This window comes from Halalkalibacterium halodurans (genome assembly GCF_005671335.1).
Taxonomy (GTDB): domain Bacteria; phylum Bacillota; class Bacilli; order Bacillales; family Bacillaceae_D; genus Halalkalibacterium; species Halalkalibacterium halodurans.
In genome coordinates this window covers 549,962-574,033 of sequence record NZ_CP040441.1, presented here as the reverse complement: position 1 = coordinate 574,033, position 24,072 = coordinate 549,962, and the positions used below count along the sequence as shown (strand labels likewise).

Sequence of the window (24,072 nt, the reverse complement as noted above, 5' to 3'; positions counted from 1 at the left end):
AACACTGACGAGTCCCCCCTTCGTCAGTGTTTTCTCTTATCGTGTCAAAATAAAATGACCGATGATCCAATAACCAAATCCATACATAAGGACAATGACCGTTATTAAAATAAACAGTGCCTTATTTGACAATCTCACGATACCACCTGCTTAGCGTAAAAAGTTTTTTCCAACAAGTAGTATACTATAAGGCGCGCCCACTTACGAACCTAACCTCGTTCATGATGGCTGTATGCCCGCTCATAAAGATGCTCGATCTCAGCATCTGTCATGACCATTAGCTTCTCCGTTGAAAAATCTTTCCTCTGTGTCAAAAACTCAATCATGTTCTCACGTTCTTGTCGACTCATCATCATGTTCCTTCCTCCTTTTATTATGTGTGTTATAACATAGTATTTATTTTTAAGTTATTATATAACAGAGTTCTGAAAATGGTCAATCTTTTTTGCGAAAATTTAATCAATTAATAAAGTTTAATTGCCTTTACCTACACTCCCCTGCTATTTATCTCGACTGAAAACATGTGGTAAACTAACGTTAGATGAGGTGAAGAAAATGGATTACAATACAATGTGTCCAAAATACGAAGCCGCGATCGATTTATTAGGAAAGAAATGGACAGGGCTTATCATACGAGTGCTTTTAGCTGGTCCAAAACGCTTTAAAGACATTAAAGCGCAAATTCCTGGTATGAGTGATCGTATTTTAACCGAACGGATGAAAGAGCTTGAACAGCTTGAAGTTGTCATTCGTCACGTTTATCCAGAAAAGCCCGTGCGGATCGAGTATGAACTTACGGAAAAGGGGAAGGATTTAACACCTGTGATTGAAGCGATTCAGCAGTGGGGAGAAAAATGGGCATAACCATGAATCCTCACGTTTCTCATTCCTTTCATTGGGCAAACTAAAACGAGACGAAAGGAAGAGGTGACATCATGGTAGATAAAGATCACATCACAATTCGTGATGAACAAGGTAATGAGCATGAATATGAAGTAGAAGCTGTTTTTGAAATGGGAGGACAGCATTACACAATGATTTCTTCTGGTCAGGAGATGGAAATCATGCGAATTGAAGAGCACAATGGCTCCCAGTCGCTTGTGAATGCAACAGAAGACGAAATTGAACAGCTCGTTGCCGCATATGAAATCGCAATAAACGCTGACGAAAACTTCCCAGAACAATAAAGTAGGAGCCAGGTCAAAACGACGGCCTGGCTTGTTTTATTCATTTAATACAGGAGGGAATCGATGAAAAACCTTCATGGAAAACGTGCTATTGTTACAGGGGTTAGTCGTTTAAGTGGGATCGGAGCAGCCATTTGCCGTGAATTTGCCAAACGAGGCGCTGATGTGTTTTTCACTTATTATTTTCACTATGATCAGACCTTAGGCGTAAAGGGAGAAAACGATGAGCCAATGCGTTTGGCGAAGGAACTTGAGTCACATGGAGTTGCCGTAGCACACCTGGAGCTGGATCTATCAGAAGATAATGCATACGTACAAATCTTTAACGCATTTGAACAGCGGTTTGGGACAACAGCCGATATTTTGGTGAACAACGCTTGCGTTTCCGTTAATGATTCCTATGAAACGATTACAAGTGAGAATCTTGATGCCCATTACGTTATCAATGTGCGGGCTACGACATTATTAACCTCTGAATTCGCGAAGCGCTTTTCAAAGGGGCATGGCGGACGAATCATCCAACTAACGACAGGGTGGTCTCAAGGGCCGATGGCAAATGAGCTTTCTTATGCTATCACGAAGTCAACCGTGGAAGCTTTAACGTATACGTTGAAAACCGAGCTGGCAAAAAAGGGATCACAATCAATGCTGTAAATCCAGGCCCCACCAATTCTGGTTGGATGTCAGATCAGTTGAAACAAGAATTGCTTCCTCGCTTTCCATTCGGTCGTCTCGGTGAGCCAAAGGACGCAGCTAACCTTATTGCCTTCCTTGCAAGCGATGATGCCGAATGGATTACAGGGCAAGTGATTCATTCTGAAGGCGGCTTCCAAAATACCTTGTGAGCGAACTACGAGTCTTTGAATAAAAGGCTCGTTTTTCATTTCACTTTAGAAAATTTACATTTAACCGATAGTATAGATAGGTCTCATTAAATCAAAAGACCCATTACTTATATCATAAAAGGAGTGTAAATGTTGCCCTTATTTACTCGACAATCTAAACCAAGCAAGCGAGAATCTTATTTTTCACACCAGTTCGAACAAGCTGCTGTTAAGTTTGAGCTCCCTGCTGAATCCGAGCTTTCTGCACAGCTCCGTATGATCCACTTAACGCTGGATGATTTAAAACGAATGAAAGCATTACAACCTCTCGTTGAAGAAAACATGGAGGTTCTCGCTGATGCTTTTTATTCAAATATTATAAAGCAACCAAACCTAAACGAAATTATTGAAACTCACAGCTCTGTTGAACGGCTAAAAGAGACACTAAAACAGCATATCCTTGAAATGTTTAACGGAGAAATTGATCAAGCGTTTTTACAAAAGCGCTTACAGATTGCTCAAGCCCATGTCCGTATCGGGTTACAAACGAAGTGGTACGTGTCGGCTTTTCAACAACTAACCGATTCGTTGATTCAACTTCTTGAGCAGCACCTCCAATCACCTTCTGATATTGTCTTGGCCACCCGCTCATTGATAAAGCTCCTTAATCTTGAACAACAGCTCGTGCTGGAGGCGTATGAAAACGAGAATAAGCGGATTGAGGCTGAACATGAGCGTCAAAAAAGAGAATTAATTCAGCATTTAACAGCTGCCGCTCAAGAGTTAGCCGCCATTTCTCAACAAACGAGCGCAGCAAACAAGCAGCTCGTCCATCGCTCAGAAACAGTGGTCGCTTCCGCCAATGAAGGGACTGATTTAGCGATCAAGGCTGAGACACTTTCATTGAATGGTAAAGCACAAATTACGACACAGAGCTCGAACATGGATGCGATTTTACAAAGTGTTAAACATATTCAGACGATCTCGACTGATCTCAATGACCGATCCATTGAAATTACAGAATTTGTTGACGTGGTGAAAGGCATTGCCGACCAAACGAATTTACTAGCGTTAAATGCGACAATTGAAGCATCGAGAGCAGGAGAAAAAGGTAAAGGCTTCGCTGTTGTGGCCAACGAAGTGCGAAAGCTTGCCGATCAAACAAAAGATTCAACAAACACTGTGTCTCAATTAATCGAAAAAACAACAGAGCAGATCGCATCCGTTGTCGATTCAATCGGTACCATTTATCAACTCGTATCAGAGGGCTCAAAAGGGATGGATTCGACGGCTGGAACCTTCCATTCTATTACTGAGGCGATGAATGAGGTCAAAACAAAAAATGAGCAGATGAAAACAGACTTACAGCAACTTCTTTCCGTCACAAAAGAGTTGGATGAATCGTCGCTGCAAGTTTCTCAATCTGCTAATCAACTCAATCGCTTAACGACTGAGGTAGAAAGTGGTGGATGATGCGTCCACCCTTTTTTATTGAACGAGCATTTTAACATATCGCCCTTCAAGGCCATTGCCACGGACGCCTCCGTATCGGTTATTATAGCCTTGCTGTACTAAAATTTTTAACAAAGTGGTTCTTCTGCTCGACTCAAACTCAATTTCTGTAAAATCTAATTCTAGGGCAAGGCTTTCTAAATGAGAGATGAGCTCTCTAACTTGTAGTTGATACCTTGACCAATCAACGTATTGATATTGCTGAATACGTACGGTTAAACAATGCTCTGATCGTGCTTTAAAGATCAAAGAAAGAGACTCATTGATATCAAAGGTGATGCAGCTTGCTTCCTCTACGATCCGTTGCGGCTTTTGTCCAATGAATTGTGGAAATGGTTGCAATACTTCTTTTGTTAGCTTCATCATTTAACGTTCACCCCTTCTATTCATCTTGTACTCTTCCTAGCGTCATCATATCAAAGACTGTATTTCTCTGCTTTTTGCATTATGCTTAAAAACAGGGGGAAAAAAGCCCTCTTCCCCTCCATTTCTTGTCATTCACCGAGCATACATAAACATATTTATCATTTCTGAACAAAATCTTTACAAGTCATTTCCTTCCTCCTAATCCAATCGGTAAAATCCGTTGAAACGTACAACCCCTTGTCCTACAATAAGAAAAAATACTAGAGAAGAGGGACATGTGATGGAGAACGCCACTTTAATTCTACCAAGCCTTGCGTATCAAAACGCCTATCTCGACATGCTTAAAGAATGGGGAAATTCAGGAGAAACGCCTATTCCTTTTACCTTAAGATTAAATCCTATCCCGTTTGAGCATTTACTGAAGACGCTTAAGGATTATCAACACGGAGTTAACCTTCCCGCGAATCGAGTCGCCAACACAACCTATAGGCTAGTTCATGAACAGAAGCGCTTAATTGGAGCAATTAATATTCGCCACACACTTAATGACTGGCTACACCATCGCGGCGGACATATCGGCTATGGAATCCGCCCAAGCGAACGTGGCAAAGGTTACGCGACTTTGATGTTAAAGCTCGGACTCGAAAAAGCCGCTGCACTTGGCTTGGAAAAAGTTCTCATTACATGTGATAAAGAAAATCTTCCATCGGCTCGGACCATTCAAAGGAACGTCGGTGTTCTCGACTCAGAGGTAGTAGATGAGCGGGGATTGCGATCCAGCGTTATTGGATAAAGCTAACCTAATCTATGTGTGTTTAACGTAAAAAAGCAACCGGGGGATTGGCATGTCCCAGTTGCTTTTTTGTACTTTACAATTCATCGAAACCGTTATCGGCCGATACTTTTGCATATTGGCGTGATTTTTGTTCGAAGAAATCACTCTTCCCGCTGTTAACATCCTCATAGGCACGAATCCATTTCATCGGATTGTGCTTAATTTCAGGATAAGGTTTCTCCATGCCTAGCTGTACGGCTCGCTTATTCGCAATAAACGAAATGTAAGTCTCCATATCCTCTGGATTGATTCCTGGAATTTTGTCTCCGATAATGTAGCGGAACCAGTTTTTCTCAAGGTCAGCTGCTTTCATTAACGTTGTTTTTACGAATGTTTTGGTTTCTTCCGTATTCAATTCAGGGAATTCAACGAGCAACTCTTTAAAAATGTTCGTAAATAAGTAGACGTGTAGTTGCTCATCCCGATTAATGTAGTTGATCATCGTTGACGTGGATACCATCTTTTGATTTCGGGCTAAGTTGTAGAAAAACGCAAAGCCCGAATAAAAGTTAAGTCCCTCTAAAATAACATCATACACAATTGATTCGAGAAATGTTTTCGGTGTTGGATTGTCCACAAACTTCTCGTATCCATCTATGATGAATTCATTGCGCTCCTTCAATACGTCGTCATGCTTCCAATATTCAAAGATCTCATCTTGCGTCGCTTTCGGTACTAAGCTGGACAAGACATATGAGTAACTTTGGTTATGGACGACCTCTTGGAAGGAGAGAACGCTCATCAGGGCGGCAAGACTGGAATCTGTTAAATATTCTGCTGCTCGCATTGAATAGTCGGTCTGTACGCTATCTAAAAACGCTAGCAACCCAATGATTTTTTTGAACGCCTCTTGTTCCGTTTCCGTAAGAGTAGGAAACTGCTTGGCATCATGGCTCATATTGATTTCAAATGGTGTCCAAAAGTTAGCGAGCATATTTTTATAGAGAGGGTACGCCCACGAGAAGCGGACGTCATCCCAGTTTAACACGTTTGAGCTCTTACCGTTTAAAATGCCTGTTGATGCATTGGATGCGGTTGTATCATAAATTTTTCGTTTCTGTAACTGCTCCATTTTGAAAATCCTCCTTAGCTTGCGCAGCTTTCACAATCTTCTATCTCCATTGAAGTGGAACGTAGGTAGTACGTAGTCTTCAATCCTTCTTTCCAAGCAAGTAAGTGGAGCTCCAGCAGTTCTTTCGCACGAATCGTATTGGACACATAGAGGTTAAACGAAATTGATTGATCGACATGTCGCTGACGGGCTCCATTTTGGCGAATGCTCCACGTTTGGTCAATATGGTACGCAGATTTATAATACCATGTCGTCTCTGGCGAAAGGTCTGGCGCCGTCACTGGAATGCGATAGTTTTTCTTTTCTTCCACATACGTCTTTTGAAAGATCGGGTCAATGGAGGCCGTCGTTCCGCCAATTAACGCTGTCGTCGCATTTGGAGCAACTGCAAGTAAGTATCCGTTACGCAGTCCTTTTTCTTTTACTTGTTCTGCAAGCTCTGTCCACTTGTCAGTTGTATACTGACGCCGCTCAAAATACTCACCGGTCTCCCAGTCTGATCCGGCAAACATCGGGTACGCTCCCTTTTCCTCTGCCAATTTCATGCTTGCTTGAATGGTTAAATAGTTAATCGTTTCGTATAGTTCATCTGCATAGCGAATCGCTTCCTCCGATTCCCACGCAATTCCTTTTTTCGCAAGGAGGTGGTGCCAGCCGTACGTCCCAAGGCCGATCGCACGGTATTTTTGGTTCGTTTGCTCCGCTTGCTTCACCTCGATACGGTTCACATCAATCACGTTATCGAGCATCCGTACTTGAATTGGTATGAGCCTTTCAAGCACATCGTCTTCGACTACACGAGCAAGAGACAAGGAACTTAAATTACACACGACATAATCGCCTGGTTGCTTCGTAATTAAAATTTTTCCGTCTTCTGTTTTTTCCTCTACAACTGTCGTAGGACTCATATTTTGAATGATTTCCGTACAAAGGTTCGAACCATAGACCATGCCTTCATGCTTGTTTGGATTCATGCGATTTGCTTCATCGCGGTAATACATGAATGGGCTTCCTGTTTCAAGCTGGGAAATCATAATTCGTTTCATGATTTCGATCGCTGGTACTTCTGTTCGGCTTAAATCTGGGTTGTTTACACACGCTTCATAACGCTCGCGGAACGTCCCGCTCCCCTTTTGCTCGTCATAGCTGTCCTCAAGAGAAAAGCCCATTTTCTGACGGATTTCGTGTGGATCAAACAAATACCAATTGTCTCTAGCTTCCACTGCCTCCATAAATAAATCTGGAAGGCTAACGGCCGTGAACAAATCGTGTGTTCGCTGACGCTCGTCTCCGTTATTCAGTTTCGCATCAAGGAAAGAAAAGATGTCTTTATGCCAAATGTCTAGGTAAACGGCAATCGCTCCTTGTCGTTGACCTAGTTGATCAACGCTCACCGCCACATTGTTTAACTGTTTCATCCATGGCAAAACACCCGATGACACATTTTGATAATTTTTAATCGACGATCCTTTGGCACGAATTTTTCCTAGGTAAATCCCGAGCCCACCACCACTTTTACTGACGGTCGCAGCATCAGTACAACTATCAAAAATGCCTCGCAAACTATCATCCACTGTATCAATGAAACAACTGGAGAGTTGCCCTACCGCTTTTCCTGCGTTAGCAAATGTCGGTGTCGCCACTGTCATATAGAGGTTTGAGAGAGCCCAATAGGCTTCCTTCACTAACGAAAGACGCTGGCTATTTACTTCTTTTTTCATGAGAGACATAGCAATGACCATAAAGCGTTCCTGTGGTAATTCCATCAACGTCCGATCATATAGTCGGGCAAGGTATCTGTCCGCTAATGTTTTTAAGCCAATGTATGTAAACAGCTCGTCCTTTTCTTGATTCAAATGCTCTCCGAGTTCATTGATCTCCTCTTTTGTATAACGATTAAGCAGATCCTTTTCATAAATTCCTTTGTCTACAAGTACTTCAATTAGTTCGTAAAACTGTGTATATGGTTTCGCCAGCCCTCGTTGCTCTTTGACGCTGTTGTACAGCTCTTCCAAATAAATACGTGCAGTAATAAACGTCCACTCCGGCTGTTCGGCGGAGATTTCATCCATCGCCTTCATTCGCATCGATTCAAGCGAAGCCCCTTGAGAAAGAACATCCTCTACCTCTAGTTGCGGAAACCTTTCTTTCAGTCGCTCTTGCCAGTGGAGCTCCTTGTTAATCGTCATCGTCATCTTATTTCCTCCCTATCAATCCAAATAAAAAACCTTCCTTCGAGAGAAAGGCTTGAAACGACAGTACAATACACAAGCGTGTCCCCCTCCCTTTCAGTCGGAATACACGCACTGCCTTATACTTGCCGCTTCACATGCTCAACCCCCGAAGATGCGAAACTTGTGGAAGTAAGGCAGGTCTCCTGACTCGTGCTTTACCTACTTAGAAGCCTTCCCATACATTTCTCAAGAAGTAGAGGATGTACAGTGGCAAATCGTTCCGTTCGTAGCACTCACAGTTGCGGGGACAGCTCCGGATTTGCACCAGATTCCCTTTTAAGCCGCTTCGGGCACCTTACCGTCCATAAACACTAGATATTGTAATGTTTAATTGCTTTTGACTCTATATATTGTATGGTAAAGAACATACATCGGAAATGCAAGGAAAATTTTCTAACCGATTTATGAACAAATTGGAACCTGAGACGAACCCTTTGCTAGGTCTGGTTTACAGTTAATATCATTAATTTGGTTTCGCAGATTAGTGATTTGCTGAACGCTTATTACCCATGCATAGATTTGTATAATTAATCATTTATGATCCGTAAATTTCCCACCCTAACTTGATCACTTCTTCTAGATAGGATACTATCTCTGCTACCTCTCGGCCATCTGTTTCTACTTGAAAGCTATTCTTTTGATAGGTCGGTTGCCGCTTCGTAAAGAGCTGTTCCATTTCTTCTACTTTTTTGTCTTGTAGAACGGGGCGATTGTCTATTAATACATTTAACCGTTCCTTCCATAAGGACCAAGACAAATCTAAATAAATGACGATGCAATGGTCGAGACACGCAGTGCGAATCGCATCTTGCATGTAGGCGCCGCCGCCTAACGAGATCACTTTAAGTGATGTATTCGTACAATAATCAATTGTCATTTCCCGTTCAATTTTACGGAACGCTTCTTCACCCTTCAAGCGAAAAATATCGGAAATCTTCATTTTCCATGTTTTTTCAATTTCCTGATCGACGTCAATAAAATCACGAAATAACCGCTTAGCCAGCTGTTCCCCAACGGATGTTTTCCCTACCCCCATAAAACCAATCAACACAATGTTCCGCTCTCTAACCGATGGAATTCGCTTCATGTATCTTTCCCTCTTTCTCTTACCCACTTCGTTTGAAGAATGACGATGGCTTTTTATAATAAAACTCTCCACTTCGGATCACTTGCTGATCTTGTTCAGGATAAACATAGCTATCCTCTGGTGTCGTTTTGATCTTTTCAGGTGGTGCTTCTATGACATCCTGAGCCTGCTTCATTTGCTCTCGTTTAAAGAGAGCGATAATTTCCTGTAAAGCTTCCCGCTCAATCAGCTTAACTTCAGCGGCCGACGCTAGACGCCTGCACGGATCCGAGATCGTTTCCGTTGACGTAATGACGATTGCCTTTTCCGCTTGATAGTAAACTTTAGCGGTAAAAACTTCTTGGATCGCCTTCACTCCGAGAGCATCAGATAGACATTTCGCCTGAACGACCGTGCGTGCTCCAGATGAATCGTTAAATAATAAATCAGCTCCGAAGTCTCTGCTCTTTTTTGTCTGGTATGTCTCATTATAGCCGAGTCCCGCTAAAAGAACGAACAAATAATCTTCAAATTCATGCCCGTCCATTCGATCAATGTCACGGATCGTGATCTTTGCCACATCGTACCGCTTCTTTTCTTTTAGTCGATAAACCACCCAGCCAACCAAAAGCACAACTGTGATGACAACGATTATTCCAATTTGCCATGTGAATTCCATCATTAATTTCCCTTCCATTCGCTTTCCTTTCTATGTTAAAGGGATTAGAGAAAAGAAGCAAACAGATGTTGTCTGTGTCTAATGGCCTCTAGTCAAAGGACATAGCGCGTCCCTAGTTTTGTGAATCGATAACAAAGACTGTGTATTAGCCCAACCACATTGAATGGGAAGTGCATACGGTGTAGTAAGCTCATAGAAAGGTGGTGCTTGTATGTACGGGTACGGACCTGTTGCTGGTGCAGGCTTTGACTGCGGTTTTGGTTATGGACCTGTAGCTGGCTATCATGGCGGGAAAGGATTTGCGTTAATCGTTGTCCTTTTCATCTTGTTGATCATTGTAGGTTGCTCTTGGTTCAAATAAGATCTCTCGACAAAGAACGCTCAGGGTGCTTTCTTCCCTGAGCGTTTTACATAGCTATTAGCTATTGTCTAAAACAAACTTGCGAATCGCTTGGGCCACCCCATCCTCATCGTTTGTTCCAGTCACCCAATCGGCGGCTTCCTTGACGATCTCTTGGGCGTTTCCCATCGCGACTCCACAGCCCGCCTCTTCAATCATCGCTAAATCATTTAAACTATCTCCCATTGCAAGCACATTTGCCATCGTAAGCCCTAGTCGTTCACACACTGTGGCTAGAGCTTTTGCTTTGCTAACGCCCATAGCGTTAATCTCTAGATTCGTAGGGCTTGAGTTTGTCACTTCTAGCTCGGAATGAGCCTGTAATTCCTTTTCGATCTGCTCTCTTATTTCCTGATTTGGAACATCATAACCAAATTTAAGCCATTCATGCTCATGAATGTTTTCAGGAAATTCTCCCCGCCACACCTTTTCGGTTGAAACAGCCCAAAAGGTTGTATTGTGTTGCTCTTTTAGTTTCCACATCGTTTCAATATGTTGCCCGTGAAGCATTTGCCGTTCAATCAATTCTCCTGACGTATGCCAAATTTCACTGCCATTTACGGTAATATGGTACGAGTCAAGGGCCAGTGATTCCATGTATTCCTTGGATGTCATGAAGCTTCGTCCTGTACTCAAAATCACATGTACTCCATGATTACGAGCTTCTTCAATGGCTCGCCGATTTCCCTCTGAAATTTGATGATTGCTTGAAAGTAACGTTCCATCCATATCCAATGCAATAATTTTGTATGGGCCTCCCACATCGTTCTCCCCCAATTCCCTTTGTTTCTTTCATCTTAGCGAAAATACACAGGACGCTTCAAGGGAGAGTCTGCATGTTTACAAAATCATTACACAGAAGATGTGTCGGAAAGCAAATCTTCTCGAAGTGGAGTAAATACATCAAGGATAATCGATGGCGCCAACGCCTTCGCTCCATGAACAGCATGAGGTGGGATGGTGAGCACTTCTCCTTCTTGTATGCGCTTCACCTTTCCTTTAATTGTAAACTCCATATCGCCTTTTAAACAGTATGTCAGTTGTTCATGAGGGTGAGAATGACTCGCCCCCTCTGCCCCTTCCTCAAAGACGACTTTCATTATCATAAGTTTTTCACCTGGTTTATACAGCTTGCGCTTGATCCCTGGCTCTGAATACTCCCAAAGTTCAAAATCCATTATTTATTCACCCCTTCTTATTCCTTGTACCTTTTACTGTCCAAAATACAGTCTATAACCGTTTCTCTTTCGGTAGTGGATGCACGAGCATGTTAGGCCTCCTTTGATTTGATCAGCGAGTAAAAGGGTACTCCAGCCATCTTTGCAAAAGGAAACGGGCGCTTCGCCAGCTGATAACACAATCGATGAATGAGCACCGCTTGGGTTGTTGCATTCATGTCTCCTTCCATTAATCCAGCACCAAGGATGACCGGCTGTGGCAACTCCGAGTATTTCTCCTCTTTTTTCACTTGCCCTACATTGGGAGCTGGCAGTGAACCTGAAATTTCCCGAGAAAATCCTCCATCCTTTTGCTTTAATCGTTTTAGCTGTAGGCCGATCGCCTCGAGTACTATCGTCACGTCGGGCAGCTCTATCTCTCGCTCCATTGCAGCTAGCAAATTGACAGAATTTCGCACATAACACATGTCTTTAGCGGGCTTTTCGGTAAGTGTTTTCATAACGCTTTGATAAATCGCTCCCTCATTAGGAAGCTGCCTTTGAAACTGTTGGTAGAAGGTGAACAGCTTAAACGTACCAGAAATTTTTACATAGTCATTCCCTTGGCCCCATAGACCTGTTACTGGATCTTGTATGCTAGCAAAATAGGAGAATGCTTCGTGTAAGTACATTGGTCGCTTCTCCTCTGTTAATTGTTTAATGTACACGCCCGAGACACAGAGCCGATCACAGCCACGCCAACTATTGCTTAAACTCACCGAGCGGAGCCACTCGCCATAAGCTTCTGGGGTTTTCATATAGCTTGGCAACGCCCCTGCTGTGTTTGGTAATCGATGCAGAGGCTTTCCCCCTAACTTCTTCAAAGCACCCAAACTGTAGCTTAGAGCTCTTGCAACCATCACATCATCTTCTGCCATCATTGGATTGTCATCGAGAAAATAACCCGTGTCTTGTTGCTTCATCTGAAAAAAACCAATTAGTTGCTGCCTTACATCATCAGGCATTCCGCTTAAAAGATCGTACCTTTCTAAAATGTTTAACGCCTGGGCTGTCGATTCGATATCAGGGATCTTTACATTCACATGCTCTGAACTTTGAGCATAGAAAAATCCCCCAGAGGAGGAATCATACCTTTGTGCTAACCAATAAATAACCGATTCCATAAGCTCCTCAATTTCGATTAAAGCCCAAACGACCCGTGATTCATATGATGCCATCGCTCTCCCCCCAATGGTCAGTATGGCTTCATGTTACCCTTTGTTTCTTCATAACTGAACAATCATTGCATCTGACTCTACAAGTAAACGACAACAACTGAAGAAATGATTATATTTCAAAGAAACTAAGACTCACCGCTCCTTAATCGTGCGCGGTGAGTACATGACTATTTAACGAAAATGTGCGTCGTGCCAACAAATGATTCACCGGTTTGAAGCATGCCTGTCACTTGTATTTCTACTTTATGTCCACGCTCCAGTACACGCGCTAAATCGGATCGCTGGAACTTTAACATCATTCGATTGCCGGTTTGCATCGTACGAACCGGAGTCACCTCCCCATTTAAAATTAGAGAGGAAACGTCAATATCTTTTGCCTTATAAGGACCTGGTAAAGCTAACGTCACAAGTGCCACCCCTTTCCCACGACCGGTAGCTAGCAGGAAAATCGGCGGTGAAAACGAAACGTTTGCCTCAATGATCTCTTTCTCTTCATCTTCTTCGCCTGGAGGAATGAAGGACAGGAAGTCGCCCCAAATAATGTTACCTGCATCGTCCCGTTCATATGGAATGGTGGGCTCTAAGCTTTTAAAATTCGCATCCGTTAAACGAACCCCGTTCTTATTTTCCGAATATTGGCCATTAAACAAGAAGTTACGGTCTGATGCCAGTTCTTCCGGGTAACGATCCCGTGCACTGGCATCGTGCTGGTACGAAATAAATCCGTCTATTGTGAAGTCTGGCTGAATGTTAGGATAAGTAGTAAAGTCTAAGTTTCCTCCTCCATTGTTGAAGGCGATGTTTTGCTCTGCGATTACACCTGGGTTGCTGTTGCTCGTAAATCCGTAGGCTCCGTTTCCGAAAGCCATGCTACCTCGGATAATATGTGGCACACGGATGCCTTCACCGCCTAATTTAAAGCCATTTTTATCCCCTGCTCCGACCGTTCCATCGGTGAGAAAGCCGTTATTATAGGCGATGCTATCTTCAATCAAGACTGGTCCTATTGCCCCCGTCCCTACTTTCGTATAAAGATCCCAACCGTCATCAATATTGTTGTGGGCAATACATCCTCTAAATACATTCCCAACTCCTACTGTCAGCTTTGCGGCAAAGCCGTCGGCGTTGTTTTCAGATGGGTCGCGGTTGTCAAACGACGTGCTATTTAAAATTAAATTATAGGACGGCCAGTCCGCAATATGTTCTGAACCATCGGTACGACTTATTTGCAGACCCGTATCCCCATTTTCATAAAAACGGCTATTTTCCACAATGTTGTGGCTACCACCGACGGTAAACCCTTTTGTGTTCCCAGCAGAACGGGTAAAATCAAGTCCCTTAATGTGCCAATAGTTGCCGCTTAAAATGACCCCTTCCGACCGCCTATCAAAATCTATAATCGGACGAGTGCCTGGCTCAGCCACCAGCGCTTTCATCGCATCAGGAGTCCCATCATTGTACTTGTTTATCTCAAGCTTCGAATCTCGTACATAATGACCATCCAGGACAACAATTGTTTGCCCTTCCATAATAAAATCAATCGCCGTATCGAGATCTAGCGGCGCTCCTCTTGTCCCATCCCCATCACTCGTACCATCAGGAGAAACATAAAGGTCCCCTTCTTCATTAAACGTCTTCATCGTCACCGTAAAGTTTCTCACGATCCGATCATAGGACGTCAGGAGCTGTGTATCGTCTGGAATAAAGGAAAGGCTAAAATTTGTCTTTTGATGGCTTGCCACCGTTGTAGGAACGGTCATCATTTCTCCTTTTTCGACGTTAAGGTTTTCTTCAATTGTTTGATTCCCTTTCTTAATCGTAAGGGAACCGCCCACATTTGCGCGGACGATTAGTTCATAATCCGTCTTTGAAACACGAGACAAAGAAAGAATATCCAATTCAGGTGCGGTTGGTTCCTCTGGTGGCTCTTGTTTTGGAAAATCTGTTGCGGCAGCAGTCACCTCCAGCTCAATATTGCTCACTTCAATCGTTGCTAGTCGTGCTGTATAAAAGCCTATATACATCTTCGAATCTTGAACATTCACTATGTCCGGTGTAAAAAATAGTTCTTCTTTCCCGTCATTTAATGCACCTATAAAGCCGCTGTTCGTTTTCTTTAAAGTTAACCTGTATGAAGCCTCTGGATGAGTGGTTTCAGGTCTCGGCTTTTCTTGATCGAGCATTTTCTTTTGAATCCCTTTGCTTCCTTCACCGTCACTGGCTAACACACCGGTTCGAACAAAGAGCTGTGTCCCATTTGCTTCCCGCGTCCCCCCACTATAGCCACCGACAGCCGCGATGTTGGAGGCAAACACACTGGCATCATTCGCAGGTCCGATTACATCCCGCGCCATCACCCCAAACGACTCTTGTCCATCATGGGGATTTTTAGCATACTCTTTAACCCTTACATCGGCAGATAACGTAAAATTGTCTTCTACCGCATCAAGCTCCGTGTAATAGAACGTGATCCCATCGTGATCCCCAGTAACCTTTCCGCCTCCTTCTAAGGCGATTAGTTCAACCGTCCCATCTCCGAAGTCATTCACAACATTTCGAGCATTGGACGTGGATTGTCCAAATCGAATCGACTTCCACTCATACTCGATCTCTTCCCGCACAGTGACCGGTAGAACGATCGATGCAACCTCTTGTCTAAGCGGATGGATAAACAGATCGTAAACCCCTGTTTGTTGCTGATTGTAAGCAGAAACATCCACCTCGTATTCGTCTTCAGACACTTTCTCCACATCTCCATTATCAAACAGGTACCCTATTTCTAGACCTTCTAAAGCTAACGCCTCTCCGACCGTATAGGTCGTTTTTGGGTAACGAACAATCGTGAGCTCCTGTATCTCTCGTTCTTTTACCTCTACCGTAAACGACGCACTTACGCCTTTATACGTAATCGTCACCTTTTGCATGCCGCTGGTAGAAGAGTCTATTTTTGATACGTCATACTCACCTCTCAGCAATCGAACGCGCGATTGATCACTGTAATGGGCGTATACGATCGCCCCGTCCATCTTTAATTCCTCACCAATAAAATAAAGCTGCTTTTCCGGAGGGGTGTAAAGTTCTAAGTGAGTGACAGCCGCATCCCGTACCTCGACAGCGAACGAGGTGCTCATGGCACGGTCTTCCTTCAGCGTTACGTCGACGGCCAGCTCCCCCGGCCGTGAAAACGTAAACGACTCATCGATCACTTCCCCGTCCAACGATAAAAAATAGTCATCCTCAGGCACCTCTTGTCTCTCTCCTGTCGCTAAAGTAGCGATCACGACAAGCCCCTCTCTATCAAAATGATCGCCCAAATAATACGTCGTCTTCGCAGGGTAGTATAAAATCGCTAGGTCTTCCACTGCAGTCTGGTGTACTTTAAGCTCAATGGTTTCGGTAGCCCCTAAGTAATGGATCGTTAATGTCCTTGCCCCCGGCTCTGCACTCGAAAAGCCTGTCCAAAAATAATCATCAGGAGACAAAGTCTGTTCCTCTCCCGTCATAAAACGAGCGGTCACGAGTAGCCCAGTCGGATCGAACGGTTCCCCCACAAAATAATCTTTTTTCATGTCTTGATCGTCGACAATCAATTGTTCTACGACGCGATTATCGATGACGAGAGAAAAGTCGCGAAAAGTCACTTCTGCGTCGCGAGCCACATAAAAGCCTGCAAATAAAGTCTCATCAAAGTTCCCTTCCGTCAAAACGACCTCAGACTCCTCGTTTGCCGTTAAAAGATACGCATCCCCCGACTTGGTAATCGAAAGCTCGTACGTTTCGCCTGAGATAGGGGGTCGACTAGACGAGAAAGGCGTTAATTTTGTTTGTACACCTTGTTCCTTATAGAAACCCTTCATAACCGTATCTAGCGCTCCGTTTGCCACATAGTTGGCCGTTTGCACTGCACTGTCCCCATCTTCTCCCACTGCATCGCGTACCATTAACCCGAACGATTTTTGGTTCGGCGTGCTAACCGACTGATTGCTATTAAAATGTTGAACATCAACCGAGGCATGAAGGGTAAAGTTTACGTCATGTGGAAGCTCCTGATACATAAAAGACAGACCTTCATCCCCGCTTGCGATCTTTCCTCCGGTCGCTGTCATTGTGACCGAACCATCCTCGTGAATGACAGGTGGAGGATTCCGTTCCTCACTTGTATTACCGCCAAAAGCACGAAACGACCAACCTGCTTCCAACTCTTCCTGATTTGCACTGACACCTAGCCTAGGGAAGTGAGAAAAAACAATGAGAAAGACCAATGTGACGATACTGATTTTTTTCAGGTATATGCTCAAGAAAAGCTCCTCCTCTCCCTTAATGGAAAGCGCTTACATAATCCGTTTTAACAAACGAGCAGCAGGAAGCTGCCCGTTGTACCTGTCTTTACGTTTGCTGCTCCACCTTCACTGATGTGACGTGATCATTCCGGCCAACGAATCGCCAAAAATTACGTGAGAATAGATCTGCTACATCGCGCTTAATCTCTTCTTCGGTTACCTCCCAGCCGGCTTGCAAAATGTCATCGTATTTGTCAATAAGCACCTCGGCTATGATCGATTTTGAGTGATGCCATTTGTAAATGAGCTGCTCCAACACACGAGCGTCAGAATGTTGCGGAATAAAGCTAGTGCCGAGCATCTCCATCCGCATCCTCGTCATCTCATTAATGATTTCAGGGTTATTCATAAACCACCAGCAGCCGAAAATCATCAAGTTGGAGAACTTTCGGGCAAGGACGACGAGCTCATGTTGATTTTCGCGCGATAGCATCGTAACTAAAAACTTATTGTTTGGGTATTCACGGAGCAAGTGCTCCACTCCATCCATTGACGCTTTGCCGACAAAATCGCCAGCATCCCCTAGCGCCGGATGAACTCGCTTCTTCACCCCGATCATCATCGCAAATGGGATGTTGTGCTTTTCGGCAACCGGTAACAAACAATCACGAATGATTCTCCCACGGTCCGACTCTTCTGGAAAGGAGAACGTCGGTGGAAGGGAAACAGCCATATAAACAGGGTCCATTCGCTCAATCCAGTCGGTTAAAAATCGCTTGACTTCTTGAATCGACCCTTCGTTCCATTCATCGTTCACCTTGTAGCCCCAATCGCACAAACGACGCTTTGTTTGTTCATATTCATTTAATAACGGATCGAGTCGCAACGCTGCATGAAACCGAGAATCCGGCTGTTTCCCTTCCAGCCAACTTATGCGCTCATTGTCATCAAACGGGTCATTAGTCATGACAACATCGGAAACGTTCGCCAACTGCAACACCGTATCTACTTGTTCTTCGCTCGTTTTTTTCGCAAAATACTCGCGATAGACTTGCAAGTCACGTGTCGCTGGATCGAGCCCTAAGCCTTGCAAACACGTTAACACTCCGCGACACGCTTCACTGACAGGAGAACGTTTAATGAACAGCTCCTCCCAGATAAGATCTGCTTGTTCCCGTTTCGACATGGCCCAAAATGCCTCAATCGAAACATCGGTCCAACGCATCACCTCGGCTACGAGATAGTGGTACGTAAGCAACTCGTCTATATCCCAAAGCAAAATCTCCCCGAAGTTGGGTGAAAAAAGGTGTGTGTGCATATCCGTTACCGGTTGATTGTTGACAGCGTTCTTCACTTTTTCCGCTAACACTTCCCTACTGTTTATGGACATGGTTATTCCCTCCTATTTGATTAAGAACTCCACTGATCGCTTGACGCATCCCTTTTTCAACGATTATTTGTAAACTCTCTGCTACCTTGTCAACAACCTTTCGTTCCATTGATAGATCTACGCCCCAAAGTTCTCTTTTGCTTAATAAGTTTTCACATAACTGAGCAAGAGAAAGTTTACCGGTATTCACCTGTTGCCATCCCACTTTGAACGCTTCAATCACTTTTAGGTCATCACGAATAAGATAAGGGTCTTCCCTACGTCTTCCGATTAAAAACGGTCCATCTTCCTCAACGCCACGGTAATAGTTTATGAGAGCTGCAAGGGAGAACAGCAGATAAGTCGGGGCTTCTCCTGTCTGCGCTACATAATCGTTGAATGTTGGCATGAGCCTCGTTCGAAACTTGTTCACCGCATTTAAACCGATATCGGTTAGTCGGTGTTGCAAAAATGGATTTTCGAATCGCTCAAGCACCGTTTCGACAAAGGCGGTCACTTCTTGCTCCGGTGCGTCCACACACGGGAGGATCTCTTCAAACAACCCTTTGCGAATAAACGAGCACAACTGCTCATCTGCCATTGCTTCTCCTACCGTGTCCACACCTGAAAGATACGATAAGGCAAACATAAACGTATGAGTCCCATTCAACACGCGTACCTTCATGTTGCGATGCTTCTCCAGATGGTTCCATCTCACATGTAAGCCTGCTTCGTTAAAGGGAAGTAGCTTGCGGACACGCTCCGACCCCTCGATTATGAAGAGGTGATACGGTTCTGCGACAGTAAGAAGGATGTCTTCGTAGCCTAACCTTTCGAAACATTCATCTGCAGTGTCACTCGGAAATCCTGGGACGATTCGATCGACGAGCGTATGGCAAAACTCGTTTTCTCGCTCGAGCCAAGTAAAAAACTCTTGCGGAAAATTCCACGCTTTTGCATAGCGGCAAACGAGCTCCTTCAAGACTTTCCCATTTTGTTCAACAAGCTCACACGGAATAATCACGAGGCCCGACCCTTCACCCCGTCCTAATGTTTCGTAGCGGTGCCATAAGCATGCAGCAAGCTTCCCTGGGAATGAAAGGGGTGCCTTTTCTTTGTCATAACCTTCTTCTAAATACGTCAGCCCAGCCTCGGTCGTATTCGAGAAAACAACCGAAATGTCTGGTGATGCGGCGACTTCAAGAACGTCCTTCCAATTTGTATATGGATTGATTCCCCTGGAAATCGACGTGATCACCTCATGATGATCGACCGTCTCTCCGTCCGCAATTCCTCTAAGCCAAACCGTATAGAGACTATCCTGTGCCTGCAGCTTCGGTACGACTTTTCCGTGAGGCGTTGGTTGGATCACCACAACCCGGCCGTTAAAAACGTTTTGCTTATTCATTTGCTGGATCATCCAGTCGATAAATCCACGTAAAAAGTTTCCCTCGCCAAATTGAAGCACACGCTCCGGCAATTGGGAGCTTTCATAACGAATCATATTACGGCTAGTCACAAGCCCATGTGATAACTTTTCCATCGTTTCACCCCTTCATCCATCATTTCGCACGAGTATATCCGGTCGTTCGTACGTACACCCAGCGACCGTTACCGTCATTAGTGGATATTCCTTCCCTAACGTTAATATTTCAGGTCCCGACTCTGTTACAAGAATGGTGTCTTCTGATTTTGTCCCTGTAATGCTTGGATTCCACGCATAAACTTCATTTGCTTGAATGAGCTCTTGAGCATCAGGCTGCAGCAATCGCTCCCGACCAACGTAGCCTGTAAGCCCACCTTGATGATGGTTTTTCCATTCATGTTGATAACCGACAGCAGCATAAGCTGCCTTCATCTCCTTAAACAAATCACCCATTGACTGCCCGACCCGCGTGTGATGCATCAATCTACTATCAATGGTGCATACCGCTGCATGCTTTTTCTTCAGGTCAATCGGGATCACACCAAAATGGACGAGCCGTGTCAACGAAATATACTGGCCGTTTCTCCGTCCTGATAAGACGATCATGACATAGCGGTCAAGCCGTTTGTCAGTCGGTAATGGGTGCCTGTAAGCAGACACCCTGTCATCAACAGCCACAAGGTTGACGACAGGTTCAATTCCTCGTTTGATCGCAGCGTTCGCAAGTCTTCCTGCAATCTCTAGCTCCGTTTCGCCTCGTTGTAATCCAAGGGCAGTTTCCTCTACCGCGGCAGCGGACAACTTGCCAAGTTGACGGTAATCCGCGACTTGAGAAGGAGAAAGGGCTGAGCGTACCGCTTTGAATGCGCTTTCGACTTCGCGATCGAGAACAACCTTCCCTATTTTTGACTGCTCTTGTGTAATCGACTCAGCGAGCAAAGGATCATACCATGGAAACACATGGATTTCCCCAACCGTATCGCCAATCTCTTCTGCTAGTAATCTCTCTTTTTCAATGTTGCTACAGTACATGACCGTCTCCGATTCGGTGATTAGAAAAAAGACGATGGAGCGCTCTGTTGCCAGATTGACGTACGCACGAGCACCTGTAAGCCAGGCAATGTTTTTTTGTTCTGATAACAAGATTCCGTCAAATGGTTGATCAATGAGCCATCGGCGCACCTTCCTCACTTGCTCAGACAATCGTTCCATTACAATATGACTCCATCCTTAAAAATGGAAATTTCCTTAAACCCATACTCTTCGTTTTTCGCCCTCACTTCTCCCGAAGCAAGCTTCACCCCATAGTCGAGCAACTCTTCAGCTACTTCATCCAAGGTTGCCCCTTCAACTAGCCGCCCGGCGTTAAAATCAATCCAATGCTTCTTTCGTTCATAAAGGGACGTGTTAGTCGAAATTTTTACCGTTGGCACTGGGCCACCAAAAGGGGTTCCACGACCCGTCGTAAACAAGACAAAATGGGCACCGGCTGCCGCGAGAGCTGTCACCGATACTAAATCATTCCCTGGGCCTTGCAGTAAGTTTAATCCTGGCTTTTCCAACCTTTCTCCGTATGGGAGGACATCGACGACTTCGGCAAAACCACCCTTTTGCACACAGCCTAATGACTTTTCTTCAAGTGTCGTAATCCCTCCCTCTTTGTTCCCAGGAGATGGATTTTCATAGACTGGTTGATTGTGCCGAAGGAAATACTCTTTGAAATCGTTAATGAGCCGAACCATTTTTTCAAAGGTTGCCTGATCCTTGGCACGATTCATTAAAATCGTCTCCGCCCCAAACATTTCGGGTACCTCTGTCATCACCGTTGTCCCCCCATGGGCAACGACTTTATCAGAAAACGCACCGACGAGGGGGTTTGCGGTAATTCCGGAAAAGCCGTCAGACCCTCCGCACTTCAGGCCAACTTTTAGCTTGGAAAGGGGGATAGGCTCGCGCTTGGCTGTTTTCGCGTAACGAATCAACTCCTCAATAATTGCGAGTCCTTGTTCCATTTCATTATCGGCCTCTTGGACAGCAAGAAACTTCACTCGCCTGTCATCATAGTCGCCAAGCACCTGCTTAAAAGCAGCAATATGGTTGTTTTCACAGCCAAGCCCTAATACGAGCACCCCTGCCGCATTCGGATGAAGGACGAGATTCCTTAATATTTTCTGCGTATAAAGCAGGTCATCACCAAGCTGGGAGCACCCGAACAAATGAGGGTAATGATACACACCGTCTACACCGGCTCCGCACGTTTCGTTACTTATGGCTGCGAGTCGTTCTGCCGTTTTATTAATGCATCCTACGGTGTTAATAATCCAAATTTCATTGCGGATACCAACATTACCATTATCCCTGACATACCCTTGGAATGTCCGTACCTTCTCTACTTGTTTTCGGAACGAGGGAGCGCTTGGTGTATAGTCGTATTCCTGAACACCTTCCAGCTTCGTTTTCATATTTTGTGAATGGACCCAGGCACCAGGTTGAATTGTCGTCGTGGCTTTACCAATGGGAAATCCATATTTGATTACATCTTCCCCTTGTTCGATCGTAACAATGGCTACCTTATGTCCCCTTGGGATAGATTCACTTAACGTAATGGGTAAGCCGTTAACATTGAGCACTTCCCCTTGTTCTAAAGGCGACAAGGCAATGATGACATTGTCCTTTTCGTGAATATAGGCAAATTTTTCGTTCATGTCGTTCCCCTTCCTATAAGAGACTGGTCAGTTCTTCCTGTTCGCATCCACTTCCCTAACGCCGCAGCTAGCACTTGTTGAAATAAGATCGCAGCCACGATCGGGACCATAACCGGTGGCGGAAAATAGGCGACAGCTAACGCTGCACCGGCCCCGATGTTTCTCATCCCGCACGTGTAGACCATGCTAATTCTCATCGATTCATCGAGCTTCAACAGCCTTGCGCCTACATAACCGAGACCATAGCCGCTTAATGCAATGGCAAGGACGGTCAAGATGATGTATAAAAGGGAAAGATCCCATGACCGAATGAACGGTGCAGCAACCGAGCTATTGATCATTATAATGAGAATAAGGTGTAGCTTAGCAATCGGGGACAGCACATCCTTCATCATAGGGACGACTTTCGGGGTATAGCGAGTGGCACTAATGGCAAGCAGCGAAGGAATCACAATCATCCATAGTAGCCCCCATACCATGCCGCCCACATCAAACGGAATATCAGTCCCAATAAACCAGCGCAATGTCCACGGAATGAAAAAGGGGGAAAGGAGTGTATGAATGAAGACCACTGCTAAGGCAAAGCTTTTGTTGCCATGATAAATCGTCACCCACATTAAGCTCATCACACCTGTCGGGATAGAGAAGGCTAGCACAAGCCCAGACCTCGTCATTGGGTCAAACAGCAACATGCCTACAAGCAATGCAATAAGCGGCATTAAAATTTGTAAAATAAACAACGTGACGATCATGGCCAGCGGACGGCGCAAACGCTCCCTAATATCGACCAACGTTAACCCTAATGCACCAACAAAGCTAATAACCGCAAACAACCATGGGACCGCGCTTGCAAAGTTAGAAAATCTTTCAGCCATCCAAACGCCTATGGCCACACTGACAGGTGTTAAGACAGGCATCCCTTTCTCAAGGACTCGGTTTATGATTCGAAAATGGTTAAATCGGTCGTCAACCATAGATGTAAATCCTCCTAGCATCAACCCGTTGTCCTGTTATCGTTCCCTTTACACTCGTCCTTTTATCAACTCATTTCTCTACACCCCGCTCGCCTGTGCTTCATAATCAGTCGCGTCACTCCTCTTTTTAAGATGAGAGAACACACGGTTGGACAACCACATCAAAACATAGCTAATAAAGCTTGCAGCAAAAAATGGGATAAGCCCTGGGACCGTCATGAATACGTATTGAAGGGCGAACATCCCAGCAGTCATTGTGATCGCATAATGTGGATACGATAATGCGAGCATTATCGACGTTCTTACGTATTGATAAATAGAAAGCTCAAATTGGCCAAATACTGGAATGAGAAACAACAAAGCTCCGAATGTAAGGAGGCCCATGAACATAAAAACATAGCGTAACAGTGTGGCCCACAACGGGTCGGGAGGAAGCAGGGCAAGATTGACCAAAATGAGTCCGATCAGGAGGCCATAAAAGAGCCCGAGTCCATTCGCTTTGACGAAGTCTTTTCGATAGTTGGTGACAAAGGTTTTAAAGATCGGGATGTCGTGATCGTTTTGCACCCACCTACGAACAACGGCAAACATCGCCGTCGTTGCGGGCATAAAGCCAAGGACAATTAGCCCTAGTAAGGTAAACGTCACCCATAACGCATTCACATAAGCAAAGCGAGCAATCCAGACACAGACTCGATAAAAAGCTCCTGTAAACCCGTGCATTTCCACCACCATGTTCTCCCCCTTT

General features: G+C 44.7%; 21 protein-coding genes, 1 pseudogene and 1 riboswitch. Of the genes and pseudogenes, 6 read left to right on the top strand and 16 right to left on the bottom strand.

Translation table 11 applies throughout. The features are described from left to right. Window positions 1–209: 209 nt before the first annotated feature. A complete protein-coding gene (locus FED51_RS02855) occupies window positions 210–356 on the bottom strand; it encodes a BH0509 family protein (RefSeq protein WP_010896687.1) in 147 nt (48 codons plus the stop codon). Window positions 357–555: 199 nt separating this feature from the next. Here FED51_RS02855 and FED51_RS02850 point away from each other — a divergent pair, with 199 nt between their 5' ends. From FED51_RS02850 to FED51_RS02835, 4 genes and pseudogenes are all read left to right on the top strand, one after another. Beyond that, window positions 556–864, top strand: coding sequence for a winged helix-turn-helix transcriptional regulator (locus tag FED51_RS02850; protein ID WP_010896686.1), 309 nt, complete (start codon window positions 556–558; stop codon window positions 862–864). A 71-nt stretch (window positions 865–935) separates the two neighbouring features. After that, window positions 936–1,187 (top strand): DUF1292 domain-containing protein, encoded by a 252-nt coding sequence (locus FED51_RS02845; RefSeq protein ID WP_010896685.1) that lies wholly within the window; start codon window positions 936–938, stop codon window positions 1,185–1,187. Window positions 1,188–1,250: 63 nt separating this feature from the next. Next, window positions 1,251–2,032, top strand: a pseudogene (locus tag FED51_RS02840) (SDR family oxidoreductase). A gap of 129 nt (window positions 2,033–2,161) precedes the next feature. Continuing rightward, window positions 2,162–3,484: a globin-coupled sensor protein gene (locus FED51_RS02835; protein ID WP_053432214.1), complete on the top strand. Its 1,323-nt coding sequence runs from the start codon at window positions 2,162–2,164 to the stop codon at window positions 3,482–3,484. A 15-nt stretch (window positions 3,485–3,499) separates the two neighbouring features. Here the strand turns inward: FED51_RS02835 and FED51_RS02830 are convergent, their stop codons facing one another. Then, window positions 3,500–3,889 carry a hypothetical protein gene (locus FED51_RS02830; RefSeq protein ID WP_010896682.1) on the bottom strand — a complete coding sequence of 130 codons (390 nt, stop codon included), beginning with the start codon at window positions 3,887–3,889 and terminating at the stop codon, window positions 3,500–3,502. Between the two features lie 280 nt (window positions 3,890–4,169). On the opposite strand from FED51_RS02830, the gene FED51_RS02825 reads away from it, so the two are divergent. Then, window positions 4,170–4,682, top strand: coding sequence for a GNAT family N-acetyltransferase (locus FED51_RS02825; RefSeq protein ID WP_053432213.1), 513 nt, complete (start codon window positions 4,170–4,172; stop codon window positions 4,680–4,682). Between the two features lie 76 nt (window positions 4,683–4,758). Here the strand turns inward: FED51_RS02825 and FED51_RS02820 are convergent, their stop codons facing one another. From FED51_RS02820 to FED51_RS02805, 4 genes are all read right to left on the bottom strand, one after another. Next, window positions 4,759–5,796 (bottom strand): ribonucleotide-diphosphate reductase subunit beta, encoded by a 1,038-nt coding sequence (locus tag FED51_RS02820; RefSeq protein WP_053432212.1) that lies wholly within the window; start codon window positions 5,794–5,796, stop codon window positions 4,759–4,761. A 14-nt stretch (window positions 5,797–5,810) separates the two neighbouring features. After that, on the bottom strand, window positions 5,811–7,991 hold the full coding sequence (locus FED51_RS02815) for a ribonucleoside-diphosphate reductase subunit alpha (RefSeq protein WP_053432211.1): 2,181 nt from the start codon (window positions 7,989–7,991) through the stop codon (window positions 5,811–5,813). Window positions 7,992–8,146: 155 nt separating this feature from the next. After that, window positions 8,147–8,343: riboswitch (cobalamin riboswitch) on the bottom strand. Window positions 8,344–8,565: 222 nt separating this feature from the next. Further along, complete coding sequence (locus FED51_RS02810) at window positions 8,566–9,117, bottom strand: shikimate kinase (protein ID WP_053432210.1); 552 nt, start codon at window positions 9,115–9,117, stop codon at window positions 8,566–8,568. Window positions 9,118–9,136: 19 nt separating this feature from the next. Continuing rightward, complete coding sequence (locus tag FED51_RS02805) at window positions 9,137–9,778, bottom strand: restriction endonuclease (RefSeq protein WP_134229509.1); 642 nt, start codon at window positions 9,776–9,778, stop codon at window positions 9,137–9,139. 208 nt (window positions 9,779–9,986) lie between these two features. Here FED51_RS02805 and FED51_RS02800 point away from each other — a divergent pair, with 208 nt between their 5' ends. Beyond that, the gene (locus FED51_RS02800) at window positions 9,987–10,136 is read left to right on the top strand and encodes a YjcZ family sporulation protein (RefSeq protein ID WP_010896676.1); all 150 of its coding nucleotides are present in this window, start codon (window positions 9,987–9,989) and stop codon (window positions 10,134–10,136) included. 57 nt (window positions 10,137–10,193) lie between these two features. On the opposite strand, the gene FED51_RS02795 is transcribed toward FED51_RS02800, so the two are convergent. The 10 genes from FED51_RS02795 to FED51_RS02750 form a co-directional block, all read right to left on the bottom strand. After that, window positions 10,194–10,937 (bottom strand): Cof-type HAD-IIB family hydrolase, encoded by a 744-nt coding sequence (locus FED51_RS02795; protein ID WP_010896675.1) that lies wholly within the window; start codon window positions 10,935–10,937, stop codon window positions 10,194–10,196. An 89-nt stretch (window positions 10,938–11,026) separates the two neighbouring features. Next, window positions 11,027–11,353 (bottom strand): cupin domain-containing protein, encoded by a 327-nt coding sequence (locus FED51_RS02790; protein ID WP_175414298.1) that lies wholly within the window; start codon window positions 11,351–11,353, stop codon window positions 11,027–11,029. A gap of 92 nt (window positions 11,354–11,445) precedes the next feature. Then, the gene (locus FED51_RS02785) at window positions 11,446–12,570 is read right to left on the bottom strand and encodes a prenyltransferase/squalene oxidase repeat-containing protein (protein ID WP_010896673.1); all 1,125 of its coding nucleotides are present in this window, start codon (window positions 12,568–12,570) and stop codon (window positions 11,446–11,448) included. A gap of 167 nt (window positions 12,571–12,737) precedes the next feature. Next, on the bottom strand, window positions 12,738–16,868 hold the full coding sequence (locus FED51_RS02780) for a right-handed parallel beta-helix repeat-containing protein (RefSeq protein ID WP_053432208.1): 4,131 nt from the start codon (window positions 16,866–16,868) through the stop codon (window positions 12,738–12,740). Between the two features lie 88 nt (window positions 16,869–16,956). Next, window positions 16,957–18,240 (bottom strand): glucuronate isomerase, encoded by a 1,284-nt coding sequence (locus tag FED51_RS02775; RefSeq protein ID WP_053432207.1) that lies wholly within the window; start codon window positions 18,238–18,240, stop codon window positions 16,957–16,959. Continuing rightward, complete coding sequence (locus FED51_RS02770; RefSeq protein WP_053432206.1) at window positions 18,224–19,762, bottom strand: tagaturonate reductase; 1,539 nt, start codon at window positions 19,760–19,762, stop codon at window positions 18,224–18,226. The genes FED51_RS02775 and FED51_RS02770 overlap by 17 nt, the downstream gene beginning before the upstream one ends. A gap of 12 nt (window positions 19,763–19,774) precedes the next feature. Then, window positions 19,775–20,857, bottom strand: a complete 1,083-nt coding sequence (locus tag FED51_RS02765; protein ID WP_053432205.1) for a M24 family metallopeptidase — start codon at window positions 20,855–20,857, stop codon at window positions 19,775–19,777. Beyond that, entirely contained in the window at window positions 20,857–22,350 is a 1,494-nt protein-coding gene (locus FED51_RS02760; protein WP_053432204.1) for a UxaA family hydrolase, read from the bottom strand. The genes FED51_RS02765 and FED51_RS02760 overlap by 1 nt, the downstream gene beginning before the upstream one ends. Next, the gene (locus tag FED51_RS02755) at window positions 22,347–23,324 is read right to left on the bottom strand and encodes a bile acid:sodium symporter family protein (RefSeq protein WP_053432203.1); all 978 of its coding nucleotides are present in this window, start codon (window positions 23,322–23,324) and stop codon (window positions 22,347–22,349) included. Before FED51_RS02755 ends, FED51_RS02760 begins: the two co-directional genes overlap by 4 nt. 78 nt (window positions 23,325–23,402) lie before the next feature. Continuing rightward, a complete protein-coding gene (locus FED51_RS02750) occupies window positions 23,403–24,059 on the bottom strand; it encodes a YesL family protein (RefSeq protein ID WP_053432202.1) in 657 nt (218 codons plus the stop codon). Between the last annotated feature and the right edge of the window lie 13 nt (window positions 24,060–24,072).